The organism is Bacillus sp. FAU20, assembly GCF_056033865.1.
Genome location: NZ_JBVYHY010000003.1, coordinates 1,018,539 through 1,031,689, shown reverse-complemented (window position 1 = coordinate 1,031,689; position 13,151 = coordinate 1,018,539). Strand labels below are relative to the sequence as shown.

Genomic DNA, 13,151 nt, shown 5'->3' with positions numbered 1-13,151 from the left:
CATTTCCATATGTATTATTGCGTTTTTACTTTCTTCCCATATTCACGAACGATATCAAATTTACTATCATCAGATTTAACATATCCTTCATGTGAATATACTTCTTTAATGATTTTGTGACCTTCCTCATTCTTTCCAATTTCAATGAAAGCATCTTGTAATTTCTTGCTCCACTCTGCATCTAAATCAGATCGTACAGAAATTGTATCGTTCGGAATTTTCTCAGTAAATTTCACTATTTTCGTTTGATCAAATATATTCGGATAATCTTTTTTTACAATATTACGAGCATCTTGGAATACAACAGCCGCATCTACGTCACCATTTAAAAGAGCAATAAGCGACTGATCGTGACCTTTTAATGTAACAGGTTTCACATCTTTTAACGGATCAATTCCCTCTTTTAATAGAACAGCTGCAGGCCATACATACCCTGCTGATGATGTTACATCTTGATAACCAATCTTTTTACCTTTTAAATCTTTTACACTATTTATATTAGAGTCTTTTTTAACAACAAACTCAGATTTATAAAAGTCTACTAAATCCTTTGTAGGGGCTCCCGTTTCATCATCTACTCCAAAACGTTGTGCTTGTAAAATTACATTTGCAGCCTTCTTTTCATGTGCTAATACGTACGCTGTTGGTGGTAAAAATCCTACATCTACTTGTTTAGATGCCATCGCTTCTACAATTGTATTGTAGTTCGTTGAAATACTAACTTTTACTGGAATATTCAACTTATCACTTAATAGCTTCTCAAGCGGTTTTGCCTTCGCCTCTAACGTATCCGCATTTTGAGAAGGAACAAATTGAACATTTAAAGTCTTCGGTACATACCCTTTTTTCGTATCTTCATTTTTACTTGCACTTGACTCTTTCGTCCCGCAGCCACTTAATAATCCCGCTGCTAGTACAACTGTTGTGCTCATTGCAAAAACTTTTTTCAACATGTTAATGCCTCCATTTTTCATTGTTATAAAATAACCTTTCATAAACATGAAGAAATATATCACATATTTTTACAAATAATTGATTATTTACAGAATCTTTACACATTCTATACACTCACATTAAAATTCTCTTCACATATTTGATATGATGAATTGGAAGATAACAATAGAAAAGGTGAGTCATATTGGAACAAAATCAAACTGTAACTTTAAACATCTTATTAACAAGCGATATACATGGCACTGTTTATCCTATTCACTACCAAGATAACTCCCCAGCAGAACTTGGTTTAGCTAAAATTTCTACTCTTATAAAAAAAGAACGTTCCCAAAATACAAACGTTCTTTTAATTGATAATGGCGACTTTATTCAAGGCACACCATTTACTTATCATTATGTTACATACGAAAAAAACAAAAAAAACCCAATGTCCTTATTAGCGAATTACTTACAGTATGACGCTGCAATTATCGGCAATCATGAATTTAATTACGGGATGGATATATTAAATAATGCTGTGACTACTGCGAACTTCCCGTACCTATCAGCAAACATTTTAGATAAAAACAGTAAAAAACCTTATTTCGGGAAACCATATGTAATAAAACATATTGAATCAAATATAAAAATTGCTATTTTAGGAGTGACAACGCATTACATTCCCAATTGGGAACAACCCCATCACATTAAAAATTTACTATTTGAAGATGCATTAAAGACTACAAAAGAATGGGTTTCTTACATTCGCAAACATGAGAAACCAGATTTACTAGTCGTAGCGTATCACGGGGGAGTTGAACGAGATTTACAAACCGGGGTACCGACTGAAGTGTTAACAGGAGAAAACCAAGGATATGCAATGTGCCATGAAATTGAAGGTATAGATCTTTTACTAACAGGTCATCAACACCGAGAAATTTCTCATACGATGGCTAACGGTGTAACAATTTTACAGACTGGATGCAATGGACACTCAGTTGGAAAAGTAAAAATAACATTCGAAAAAACAAAACATAAATGGGTGAAAAAAGAGAGTTCTTCTGAATTATTATCTGTACAAGGAGTTGAGGCGGACCAAAATGTACTTTCATTGGTAGCCGATTACGAAGAGAAAACACAAAAGTGGCTTGATCAACCTATTGGAATCATTCAGGGGGACATGCAAATTTCAGATGCTATGCAAACTCGTTTGCATGATCATCCTTTTATCGAATTCATAAATAAAATACAGATGAATATAGCTAATGTATCAATTTCTTGTACAAGTTTGTTCCATAATACATCTCCAGGTTTCCCTGAACATGTAACAATGCGTGATATCGTTTCTAATTATATTTATCCAAACACATTAAAAGTAATTAGAATAACTGGAGCAGATATAAAAGATGCTCTTGAACTCTCTGCTTCTTATTTCACATTAAAAACAGATGGATCAATCACCGTAAGTCCTATCTACATAGAACCAAAGCCACAACATTATAATTATGATATGTGGGAAGGGATTTCATACGTATTAAACATTTCAAAACCAATTGGTGAAAGAGTAGAATCTTTACAGCATAACAGTGCTCCTCTTAATATGAATGAAGAATATGACGTTGTAATGAATAATTATCGTGCAAGTGGCGGGGGAAATTTTTTTATGTTTCAAAACAAACCGGTAGTAAAAGATATACCCATAGATATGTCTGAACTTATCGCTAATTATATATTGGAACATAAAACGATAGAAGCAACTGTTAATAACAACTGGAAAGTTATTAAATAACGATTTTTACAAATAAAAAAGATGGGCTTCGCCCATCTTTTAATTTAATTTTGCATTATCTTGCTTTTTTAAAGCTTTTAATTTCGTCGGTGTAACATCTGTACCTTCTTCGTTAACAACTTTAATACCTTTAAGTTCGTTTAACATATTTTGACGAAATCCTTTTAAATATTGTTCACGTAGCGATTGACGCTCACGTTGCTCTTCTTCAGTTAAACCTTCAGCTTTTGCTTTTTTCGCTAAGAAGTTAATGCGTTCAACGAGTTCGTGATTAATCATCTCGAATCCCCCTTCTAATCAAAACTGATTATTATCATACAATAGTTACTCTTCTTTATCAAGCAATTGCTTCGTATACTCTACATATCTACGATGTACAGTCGCCTTTGAAACATTATGACCAAATCCACGTAATGTTGCTGCGATTTCTTCAAACGTGAGTTCACTTTTTCGCAAACGTACAATTTCCTCAATTGGCACTTCTTTTTTCTCTCTTCCTACACTTAAATGACGATTTTTTAAATTATTTTCTGGACGATAACCTTTTTCTACTGCACGTTGCATGCCTCGTTTAATTTTCAAGTTATGAATCTTTCTTTGATATTCTTCAACAATACCAATAATATCTAATACCATCGAATCAGAATCCGATAATTGTAATTCACCATTATGTGTATGCGTATATACTTTTATGCCTTCTTTATGTAAGCAATGCATTAATGCGATCTTCGCATTTCCTCTACCAAGGCGCGTTTCATCTTGTATAAGTAACACATCAATTTGTTCGTCTCGAATTGTATCCAACACCTCTAATATACCGTCACGTTCAATTGTATATCCACTAGCCTGCTCTTCAATCACCTTAGTAACATTCATTTGATAGCGCTCAGCTAAATGCAATAATTCATCTTTTTGACGTAACAATGATGTTTCTTGCGCTTCTTTCGTTGTACTCACACGTGCATAAATAATTGCATTCATTTTGAACCCCTCTTTCTCCCTATTATTTCCCTATAGTGTAACATAAATCCGCCATTTGTTCGAACTTATGTTTGTAGAATGTTTTTTCACATGTTATACTTATTAATAAGAAAAATGAAAGAAAACGAGGTGTTAGAAAACATGGAAAAGTTAACGAAACGCCAGCAAGACATTCTCGACTTTATTAAGCTAAAAGTACAAGAAAAAGGATATCCACCTTCCGTACGTGAAATTGGTCAAGCAGTCGGCCTCGCTTCTAGTTCTACAGTGCACGGACATTTATCACGATTAGAAGAAAAAGGATACATTCGACGCGATCCAACAAAACCACGTGCCATTGAAATTTTAGGCGAAGACCGAATGGATACGGAAACACAATCTGTTATTCAAGTTCCAATTGTCGGAAAAGTTACTGCTGGTTTACCAATTACGGCGGTCGAAAGCGTAGAGGAACATTTCCCACTTCCAGCTAGTATTGTTGCTGGAGCAGACCAAGTGTTCATGTTACGTATTTCTGGAGATAGTATGATTGAAGCTGGTATTTTCGATGGAGATTTAGTTGTTGTTCGCCAACAACAGTCTGCATATAATGGTGAAATTGTAGTCGCTTTAACAGAAGATAACGAAGCAACTGTTAAACGTTTCTATAAAGAAAAAGACCATTTCCGTCTACAACCAGAAAATTCTTCGTTAGAACCTATCATTTTAAAACAAGTGTCAGTTATCGGGAAAGTAATTGGCGTATATCGTGATTTACATTAAAAATAATAAAAAGAAGATAATTACCTTATTTACATACGGTAATTATCTTCTTTTTGTATTTTGATAGATTTCCATGCATTCTATTTCTTATTAACGAGTTTCAATCGTCACATCTCCAGCAGCCGTTTTACCGCTAATCTTTTTACTACCATTTCCAATTGTTACATTTTTATTTTCTTCATTAAAAATTGTTACATCTCCCGCAGCACTTTGCCCAGTAATTACCGCATCTTGTGGTTTTTCCGATAAAGTAATATCTATATCTCCCGCAGTTGAACTTGCTTCTAGATTATACTTAGAATCATGATCTTGAATATTTATTTCCCCACTTGTTGTTTTTGCGGTCACTTTCCCTAATACCTTCTTAAAGTTCACCTCACCAGCTTTTGTCGATCCCTCCACATTCTTAGCCGTTACTTGTTTCAACTCTACTTCTCCAGCAAGTGTTCTAACACTTACGCTATCACTTTTCACATCACTCATTTCGATTTGTCCAGCAGATGAATTTACTTTTACATCTTGGTAAGAGCGTTCGGGCACAAGGAGAGTCAATTTAGACGTTTGAAACCTAAAATCGTAAAAAGAAAAATCAAATGAAGCACCTTTTTCTCTTTCCCCAATAACTTTTAATGTGTCACCATCTTCTGCGATACGAATCTCTTGTTTACGTACATCTCCCGATTGCTTTACATAAAAAGAAGAGTCAGGAGATTTTTGGACAATAATATCCCCGGCATCTAACTTAACTTCTATATTTTTTAATGTTTCGTTTTTAATTACATTTTCTTTATCGCCTTTTTCAGCAGTCTGTACTGCTTTTTCATATGTTTGGGAAATTCCTATTACTCCAATAATGATACAAGCGATAGCGATTAAAAATAGTTTTTTCATCATTTACTCTCCTTTTATCATTTTGAAGTTCCATATTACATATCGTACACACAATCTCTTAAACCACTTTGTACTATAAAAAGCGATAATACATAACAATAAACCTACTCCAACAAACGTTATACTAACGAAAAGATCCAACCATATAAAAGTACCCATAAATACTTTTCCAATAACGAAAAATGGTGTTACTACACTAGCAATACCACCGATCCAAAAAGAAAATATAAAAGCAATAATTGCGACTAACGGGCCTAACACAATAATAAAATTAAACAAACTAAGTCCAATCGCTGCCATAACAGCTCTTGTCACATTTGAAGTCGATGGATTTTTTTTCATTTCATCAAAGCGATACATCGCAAGTAATTCTTTCGCGATTACTTTCGGAGAACCAAGGCCCTGTATTATTTCCGATTCAGTTTTCCCTTCTTCTAGTCCAAACTGAAAGTGCTCTTCATAATCCAATAAAATATCTTGCCTCTCTTCCTCTGGTAACTTTCTAAGATAACTTGATAATTCTTTAAGAAACCCTTCTTTACTCATCCCATTCCACCCCTTCAATAATTTCTTGTACCCCTTTCGCAAAATCACGCCATTCTGTTACTAACAAATGAAATTGCGTCTCCCCTTGCTCTGTTAATTGATAATATTTACGAGGTGGCCCTTCCGTAGATTCCTTTAAATACGTTTGAAAATACCCTTCTTTCGTCAAACGACGTAATAAAGGGTATACTGACCCTTCCGATATTAAAAATTTATTAGAAATTTGCTGAACAAGTTCATAACCGTAACTATCTTTACGTTTTACAAGTGCTAATACACAAAGTTCAAGCACACCTTTTTTAAACTGAACGTTCAAGCGCCATCCTCCTTCCCTATCTCAGTACTGTTCAATACACGGTACCCGTTTTATCCATAATATACCACTTAGTATTATTTATTGCAAGGTACTAAACTATATTTATTCCCTAAATTTAGAAAATGAACTAACGAAATTCTGAATAAGACTGCGTTATAACTGAGCAGCATTCAAGGTTTCATTTCATTTACATTAATATTAAACTTCATTCACTCTTTCCTCTTGAAGAATCCACCACACCTTATTCACTATAGCTAATGAGAAAAAACCCTAATACTTTGAAGTGAACCCGAGTAGTGGTACATGAAAAAAACACCTTCTGAATTCGCATACTAAGTATGCAAATTCATTGGAGGTGTTTTTGGTTTGAAGACAAGAGTTCATTACCCAGAAGAAGTAAAGTGGAAAGTGATTGAAATGAAAAAGGATGGATATTCCAATCGGACAATTATGGAGAAGCTTGGAATTAAAAATGTTTCCCAAATTAAGACGTGGATGAAGTGGTATCGTACCGGTCAAACGTACCGTTTTCAACAACCTGTAGGAAAATAATATTCTTATGGAAAAGGGCCAAAAGAGTTAAATGAATTGGAACAGCTACGGTTAGAAAATAAACAGTTAAAAACAAAATTACTGATATGGGGAAAGTATCTGGAAATCGAAAGGAGTTGAACCCGGAAACTGTAGTTACTTTATGGAACCATTTAAGAACAAAACTAACGGTAAAAGAATTGTGTAATGTATTAGAATTACCCCGGTCTACATTTTATCGTTGGTTACAACGAACAGTGGACCTAAGAGATGAGATAGAAGAGAAAATAAAGGATGTTTGTCTTCGGCATAAATTACGATATGGATATCGAAGAGTGACCGCAACTCTTCGGAAAATGGAGCTGTGTGTGAATCATAAAAAAGTATTACGAATCATGAGACAAAATCAGATTCTCTCAAAAGTTCGTCAAAAGAAAAAGAAATATATCAGTGGTGCGAAGTCAGTAGTAGCCCCTCATCGATTGGAACGCCAATTCGATGCATCCGCACCAAATGAAAAGTGGTTTACGGATGTGACGTATCTATTATTTGGAGAGCGTGCCTTGTATTTATCAACGATTATGGATGCCTTTAATCGTGAAATTATTAGTTATGTCATCAGCGAGTCCCAAGCACTGCCATTAGCAATGAAGACATTAAAACAAGCAATGAGGGGGCGAAAAGTAAAAGATGTCCTTCTTCACTCAGATCAAGGAAGTATTTATACAGCGAAGGAATTTCAAGCATATGCCAAAGAAAATGGCATTATCACCAGCATGTCCCGGAGAGGAAATTGCCATGATAATGCCGTCATGGAAAGCTTCTTTGGTCATTTAAAAAGTGAAGCCTTCTATTCACAAGAGATAACAAAAGTATCCAACACAACTGTGCGAAAGATTGTGCTAGAATACATTCATTACTACAATTGTGTGCGAATTCAAGAAAAATTAAACCACCTATCCCCTAAAGAATTTAGGGAACAAGTGGTTTAGGTGTTTTGATTGGTGTCCCGTTTTCGGGGTTCACTTCACAAATCCTTGTGATGATGTTGTAATCTCAAATAAAAATCAAAAAAAAAGAGGAAGGTCTCAAGTATATGCGTACAGAAGACATTCCACGATTCTTAAAAGCATCTTATCAATATAATTATATCTATTATATCTTTTTTAAGACACTTATCAATACTGGAATACGAAAAGGTGAAGCTGCCGCACTTCAATGGAGTGATATTGATTTTAAAGAACAAACGATAAATATTACAAAGACATTAGATTTTACAACTAAAGATGCTGAAGAACTATTCGGTGATACAAAAACATTTTCATCCAGACGAACAATTATGATTCCAGCTCCACTCGCTAAAGATTTGTTAAACCATAAGAAATGGCAAAATGAAAATAAATTAGTATTACAAGAAAGTTATAAACATGATTTAGATTTAGTTTTCACCCGAACAGACGGTAATTTCTTACCAAAATCAACTTTATTTAATGCCTTTTCAAGAATTTTGAAAAAGGTTAACATATCTAGTCTTGATATCCATTCTCTAAGACATACGCATGCTGTTTTGTTATTAGAATCAGGCGCTAACTTAAAATATATACAAGAACGATTAGGTCATAAAAGTATCGAAATGACTTCCAATGTCTATTCACATATTAGTGATAAAATCAATAAAGACTCTATTTCTGAATTTGAAAAGTATATGAGTAATGTTTTAGAGTAGAATTTTTTTTGGTGTTTTTTGTGGCTGTTTTTCATTTTGCAACCACATAACGTTGTGATGAGAGGTAAATCAAAAACCCTTAATACCAGTTGTATCAAGGGTTTAATCCTCTTAGTATAGAGACATATATTGATCGCGTTCCCATTGGTGAACTTGCGTTCTAAAGATATCCCACTCAATCTCTTTCGCTTCGATGAAGTGCTCAAGTAAGTGTTCTCCTAGTGCACCGCATACTACTTCATTAGATTGTAATGTAACTAATGCTTGCGCTAATGTTGCTGGTAAGTCAACAATACCTGCTTCTTCGCGCTCTTCTTTTGTCATTACATAGATGTTACGATCTACTGCTGCTGGTGGAGTTAATTTGTTTTTAATTCCATCAAGACCTGCAGCTAATAATGTAGCCATTACTAAATATGGGTTTGCAGCTGGGTCAACACTACGTACTTCTACGCGTGTACTAATACCACGAGATGCAGGGATACGCACTAACGGGCTACGGTTTTGTGCAGACCATGCTACGTAACAAGGCGCTTCATATCCAGGTACTAGACGTTTGTATGAGTTTACAGTTGGGTTTGCTATCGCCGTAAATGCTGGTGCATGTTTTAAAATACCTGCGATGAAGTGACGAGCATCATCACTTAATTGTAAGTCACCGTTTGCATCAAAGAATACGTTCTCACCATTTTTAAATAATGATAAGTTACAGTGCATACCTGAACCGTTCACACCGTATAGTGGTTTTGGCATAAACGTTGCATGTAGACCATGTTTACGAGCAATTGTTTTTACAACAAGTTTGAATGTTTGAATGTCATCACATGAGCGAATTGCATTTGCATATTTAAAGTCAATTTCGTGCTGCCCTGGAGCAACCTCATGGTGAGATGCTTCAATTTCAAATCCCATTTCTTCAAGTTCAAGAACGATATCACGACGACAGTTTTCCCCTAGATCCATCGGCGCAAGGTCGAAGTATCCACCGTTATCGTTTAGTTCTAATGTTGGATTTCCTTTTTCATCAACCTTAAATAGGAAGAATTCTGGCTCTGGTCCAAGATTGAAGTCTGAAAATCCTAAAGCTTCCATTTCTTTTAACACACGTTTTAAGTTGTTACGTGGGTCTCCATCAAATGGAGTGCCATCTGCATTGTAAATATCACAGATTAGTCGAGCTACTTTACCTTTTTCAGCTGTCCAAGGGAAAATTACCCAAGTGTCTAAATCAGGATATAAATACATATCAGATTCTTCAATACGTACGAAACCTTCAATCGAAGATCCATCAAACATCATTTTGTTATCAAGAGCTTTCGTTAATTGTCTCACTGGAATCTCTACGTTTTTAATTACCCCTAAAAGGTCCGTAAATTGTAAACGGATATACTTTACATTCTCTTCTTTCGCCAAACGGAAAATATCTTCTTTTGTGTATCTAGACATTATAAATTCCTCCTTAGTCCCTCTAATCGCCTTCAGAATCAGTTATCTTTAGTGAAAAAATCTTGAAATGTCACCTTGTCGCAATGAAGTTCGATTGAATCTACCTGTATGTTGTAGTTCGTCTCGAAGTATTTTGCGAAGCTCAGTTTTTGAAATTTCTTTCGTTTCTTCTTTTACTTTCACTGCTTCTGTTTGATTTTCTTTCATTAGTAACACTTGTTTAATACCAGCCATATTCAAGCCTTGATCTAACAAATCTTTAATTTCTAACAACTTATCCACATCGTTAAATGAAAATAATCTACGATTCCCCTTTGTACGGGTTGGAGAAACAAGATTATGCTCTTCATAGTAGCGAATTTGACGTGCAGACAATTGTGTTAAATCCATAACAATACCAATAGGAAACAGCGGGGCAGAACGTCTATCTTCTTTCATTTTTCAGTTCCTCCTTCGCCTTAACTGCTTCTCATTTTATACTATGTTATGTTTAGTGTCAATAGATGTTAGCTTTTCTTACATGATTTTTTATAAATTTTTTCATGAATTTTTTCACTCTTTTTTCTAATCGCATAAATCATTACTTTTATACGAAAAAAGCTGCCGAAATCGACAGCTTCCCTTTAAGAAATTGTTAATAAATTCTTTTCAATCAATTCGTCAATCGCAGAACAAATCGCAATTTTAACATGCGAATACGTTAAGCCACCTTGCACATACGCAACATATGGCGGTCTAATTGGACCATCAGCAGACAATTCAATACTTGCACCTTGAATAAATGTTCCCGCAGCCATAATTACATCATCTTCATAACCTGGCATATAGTTTGCATACGGAGTAAAATGCGAATTAATTGGAGATGCATATTGAATCGCTTGGCAGAAGGCAATCATACGGTCTTTATCATCAAATTGAACAGATTGAATTAAGTCTGTTCTTGGTGCATTCCACGCTGGTGACGTGTTCATTCCTAACTTTTCTAAAAACGCAGCTGTAAAAATTGCACCTTTCAGCGCTTGTCCTGCAACATGTGGCGCTAAGAAGAACCCTTGATACATTTCTTGCAGACTGTATAAAGACGCTCCAGCTTCAGCGCCAATTCCCGGAGATGTTAAACGATATGCACACGCTTCAACATACTGTTCTTTCCCGACAATATAACCACCAGTTTTAACAATTCCGCCGCCCGGGTTTTTAATAAGCGAACCCGCCATTAAATCTGCACCAACATGACATGGCTCTTGCTCTTCAATAAACTCGCCATAACAGTTATCTACAAACACAACAACATCAGGTTTAATTTCTTTAACAAACGCGATCATCTCTTTAATTTGAGAAATAGTAAACGACGGACGAGTAGCATAACCTTTCGAGCGCTGAATACCGATCATTTTCGTATTATTATGAATCGCTGCTGCAACAGCCTCAAAATCAACAAGCCCAGCTTCAGTTAGCGGAACTGCATTGTAACCGATATTATATTCTTTAAATGAACCTACACCTTTCCCACGTACACCAACAATTTCTTCTAACGTATCATACGGTTTCCCAGTGATATACAATAACTCATCTCCGGGGCGTAAAATACCAAATAACGCTGTAGAGATAGCGTGAGTACCTGAAATAATTTGCGGACGAACAAGTCCAGCTTCCGCCCCAAATACATCAGCATATACTTTTTCTAACGTATCACGGCCAATATCATCATAACCATAACCTGTTGTCGGGATAAAATGCGAGTCACTAATTTTATGTTTACGAAAACTTTCTAATACACGAAACTGATTGCTTTCAATTACTTCATCCGCACGTTTATGTACTTCTGTAATCTGACTCTCTACTTCTTTTACGATTGGAGCAATTTTTTCTCCATTTTTCAAACGATCAAACATTTTTATTGTCTCCTTCTTCCACTAAAAATCTCTTTAATTGCACATTAAGTGATGAATGAGCAAAAATATACCCTGCACAATCATATACAAATTTATCTTCTAGAAACTCCATCTTTGCTAATAGAGTTTCCGTCTTTAAAAGCGTTAACAACTTACCTTCACTCGGAGGGATTTCCACTCGATAACGATCCATTTCTTTCTTCATCTTCGTTTCTATCGCTTCTTTTATACGCAATAAATCACTTTCTTCAAAAGCACTAGTCATTAAGAAATCACTTTTCGGAAACGGAATAAAGTTTTGATGTAATTCATCTTTTTTATTATATAACGTAATAACAGGAATATGGTTAATTTCAAGTTCTGATAATAATCTTTTTACTGTTTTTTCATGCCCTATGTAGTTAGGATCCGCGGAATCAACTACATGTAAAATGACATCTGCTTCCCCCGCTTCTTCCAGTGTTGAACGAAATGCAGCGATTAATGAAGTGGGTAAATCTTGTATAAAACCAACAGTATCAGTTAGTAATACTGTATAACCAGAAGGTAACGGCATCTTCCTTGTCGTTGGGTCTAATGTTGCAAACAGAAGGTTTTCTTCAAACGTATCAGCTTCCGTTAATCTATTAAACAGTGTCGATTTCCCTGCATTTGTATACCCTATTAATGACACTTGAAATACTTTATTATCTTTTCTTCTCTCACGATATCTTTTTCGATGTTCCACAACAACTGCAAGTTGTTTCTTTATTTCATCAATACGCGATCGAATATGACGACGATCCGTCTCTAATTTCGTCTCACCCGGTCCTCTTGTTCCAATACCACCACCAAGACGTGATAAGGACAATCCTTGCCCCATAAGACGCGGCATTGTATATTGCAACTGAGCTAATTCTACTTGAAGCTTACCTTCCCTCGACTTCGCACGTTGCGCAAAAATATCCAGTATTAGTTGCGTTCGATCAATTACTCTCGCATCTAATACTGAGGATAAATTCCGAATTTGACTCGGCGTTAATTCATTATTAAATACAATAACATCCGGCTCTAACTCTTCAGTTAACATTGTAAGCTCTTCTAATTTCCCTTTACCTATGTAAGTTGCCGGATGAAACTTTGGTCGTTTTTGCGTTGTTGACACTAACAATTCTGCTCGTGCAGTCTTCGCTAGTGATGCAAGCTCTTTCATGGAATGCATAAATTTTTCATCATCATCTTGTGGCAATTGACAGCCTACTAATATGACTTTTTCTTTTTCTTCCATCAAATATGTTCACTCATCCTTTTCGAAATTTAAACCTTCTAATATAATAGCAGAGGAAGCACATTTCA

13 protein-coding genes and 1 pseudogene are annotated in these 13,151 nt (G+C 35.3%); 4 read left to right on the top strand and 10 right to left on the bottom strand.

Annotated elements, in window-relative coordinates; genetic code table 11:
• Positions 1-14 precede the first annotated feature (14 nt).
• Positions 15-953 (bottom strand): phosphate/phosphite/phosphonate ABC transporter substrate-binding protein, encoded by a 939-nt coding sequence (locus AC0OM3_RS05770; protein WP_098782635.1) that lies wholly within the window; start codon positions 951-953, stop codon positions 15-17.
• A gap of 185 nt (positions 954-1,138) precedes the next feature.
• On the opposite strand from AC0OM3_RS05770, the gene AC0OM3_RS05765 reads away from it, so the two are divergent.
• On the top strand, positions 1,139-2,722 hold the full coding sequence (locus AC0OM3_RS05765; RefSeq protein WP_474211174.1) for a bifunctional metallophosphatase/5'-nucleotidase: 1,584 nt from the start codon (positions 1,139-1,141) through the stop codon (positions 2,720-2,722).
• A gap of 39 nt (positions 2,723-2,761) precedes the next feature.
• On the opposite strand, the gene AC0OM3_RS05760 is transcribed toward AC0OM3_RS05765, so the two are convergent.
• Positions 2,762-3,001 (bottom strand): DUF896 domain-containing protein, encoded by a 240-nt coding sequence (locus tag AC0OM3_RS05760; RefSeq protein WP_000607015.1) that lies wholly within the window; start codon positions 2,999-3,001, stop codon positions 2,762-2,764.
• 45 nt (positions 3,002-3,046) lie between these two features.
• The gene (locus AC0OM3_RS05755; RefSeq protein WP_000991471.1) at positions 3,047-3,703 is read right to left on the bottom strand and encodes a YneB family resolvase-like protein; all 657 of its coding nucleotides are present in this window, start codon (positions 3,701-3,703) and stop codon (positions 3,047-3,049) included.
• Between the two features lie 141 nt (positions 3,704-3,844).
• Here AC0OM3_RS05755 and lexA point away from each other — a divergent pair, with 141 nt between their 5' ends.
• A complete protein-coding gene (gene lexA, locus AC0OM3_RS05750) occupies positions 3,845-4,465 on the top strand; it encodes a transcriptional repressor LexA (RefSeq protein WP_000413738.1) in 621 nt (206 codons plus the stop codon).
• A 90-nt stretch (positions 4,466-4,555) separates the two neighbouring features.
• Here the strand turns inward: lexA and AC0OM3_RS05745 are convergent, their stop codons facing one another.
• The 3 genes from AC0OM3_RS05745 to AC0OM3_RS05735 are packed head-to-tail and all read right to left on the bottom strand — an operon-like array spanning position 4,556 to position 6,218.
• Positions 4,556-5,359 (bottom strand): DUF4097 family beta strand repeat-containing protein, encoded by an 804-nt coding sequence (locus AC0OM3_RS05745; RefSeq protein ID WP_000976239.1) that lies wholly within the window; start codon positions 5,357-5,359, stop codon positions 4,556-4,558.
• Positions 5,360-5,902: a DUF1700 domain-containing protein gene (locus AC0OM3_RS05740; protein ID WP_000031383.1), complete on the bottom strand. Its 543-nt coding sequence runs from the start codon at positions 5,900-5,902 to the stop codon at positions 5,360-5,362. It abuts the gene before it with no gap.
• Positions 5,895-6,218, bottom strand: a complete 324-nt coding sequence (locus tag AC0OM3_RS05735; RefSeq protein WP_001102628.1) for a PadR family transcriptional regulator — start codon at positions 6,216-6,218, stop codon at positions 5,895-5,897. The genes AC0OM3_RS05740 and AC0OM3_RS05735 overlap by 8 nt, the downstream gene beginning before the upstream one ends.
• Before the next feature lie 366 nt (positions 6,219-6,584).
• On the opposite strand from AC0OM3_RS05735, the pseudogene AC0OM3_RS05730 reads away from it, so the two are divergent.
• Together AC0OM3_RS05730 and AC0OM3_RS05725 are read left to right on the top strand one after the other, a co-directional pair.
• Positions 6,585-7,741, top strand: a pseudogene (locus AC0OM3_RS05730) (IS3 family transposase).
• A 104-nt stretch (positions 7,742-7,845) separates the two neighbouring features.
• Entirely contained in the window at positions 7,846-8,475 is a 630-nt protein-coding gene (locus tag AC0OM3_RS05725) for a site-specific integrase (RefSeq protein ID WP_074593494.1), read from the top strand.
• A gap of 111 nt (positions 8,476-8,586) precedes the next feature.
• Here AC0OM3_RS05725 and glnA read toward each other — a convergent pair whose 3' ends face one another.
• The 4 genes from glnA to hflX form a co-directional block, all read right to left on the bottom strand.
• On the bottom strand, positions 8,587-9,921 hold the full coding sequence (glnA, locus tag AC0OM3_RS05720; RefSeq protein WP_000092763.1) for a type I glutamate--ammonia ligase: 1,335 nt from the start codon (positions 9,919-9,921) through the stop codon (positions 8,587-8,589).
• Positions 9,922-9,969: 48 nt separating this feature from the next.
• Positions 9,970-10,359, bottom strand: a complete 390-nt coding sequence (gene glnR / locus AC0OM3_RS05715; RefSeq protein WP_000656783.1) for a transcriptional repressor GlnR — start codon at positions 10,357-10,359, stop codon at positions 9,970-9,972.
• A gap of 185 nt (positions 10,360-10,544) precedes the next feature.
• On the bottom strand, positions 10,545-11,816 hold the full coding sequence (locus AC0OM3_RS05710; protein ID WP_000460290.1) for a methionine gamma-lyase family protein: 1,272 nt from the start codon (positions 11,814-11,816) through the stop codon (positions 10,545-10,547).
• Positions 11,809-13,083, bottom strand: a complete 1,275-nt coding sequence (gene hflX, locus AC0OM3_RS05705) for a GTPase HflX (protein ID WP_000391394.1) — start codon at positions 13,081-13,083, stop codon at positions 11,809-11,811. The genes AC0OM3_RS05710 and hflX overlap by 8 nt, the downstream gene beginning before the upstream one ends.
• Positions 13,084-13,151: the final 68 nt, after the last annotated feature.

Excerpts from the sequence above, each read along its gene's own strand:
- AC0OM3_RS05770 (WP_098782635.1), bottom strand. The coding sequence starts at position 953 with ATGTTGAAAAAAGTTTTTGCAATGAGCACAACAGTTGTACTAGCAGCG.
- AC0OM3_RS05760 (WP_000607015.1), bottom strand. The coding sequence starts at position 3,001 with ATGATTAATCACGAACTCGTTGAACGCATTAACTTCTTAGCGAAAAAA.
- AC0OM3_RS05755 (WP_000991471.1), bottom strand. The coding sequence starts at position 3,703 with ATGAATGCAATTATTTATGCACGTGTGAGTACAACGAAAGAAGCGCAA.
- lexA (WP_000413738.1), top strand. The coding sequence starts at position 3,845 with ATGGAAAAGTTAACGAAACGCCAGCAAGACATTCTCGACTTTATTAAG.
- AC0OM3_RS05745 (WP_000976239.1), bottom strand. The coding sequence starts at position 5,359 with ATGATGAAAAAACTATTTTTAATCGCTATCGCTTGTATCATTATTGGA.
- AC0OM3_RS05740 (WP_000031383.1), bottom strand. The coding sequence starts at position 5,902 with ATGAGTAAAGAAGGGTTTCTTAAAGAATTATCAAGTTATCTTAGAAAG.
- AC0OM3_RS05725 (WP_074593494.1), top strand. The coding sequence starts at position 7,846 with ATGCGTACAGAAGACATTCCACGATTCTTAAAAGCATCTTATCAATAT.
- glnA (WP_000092763.1), bottom strand. The coding sequence starts at position 9,921 with ATGTCTAGATACACAAAAGAAGATATTTTCCGTTTGGCGAAAGAAGAG.
- glnR (WP_000656783.1), bottom strand. The coding sequence starts at position 10,359 with ATGAAAGAAGATAGACGTTCTGCCCCGCTGTTTCCTATTGGTATTGTT.
- AC0OM3_RS05710 (WP_000460290.1), bottom strand. The coding sequence starts at position 11,816 with ATGTTTGATCGTTTGAAAAATGGAGAAAAAATTGCTCCAATCGTAAAA.
- hflX (WP_000391394.1), bottom strand. The coding sequence starts at position 13,083 with ATGGAAGAAAAAGAAAAAGTCATATTAGTAGGCTGTCAATTGCCACAA.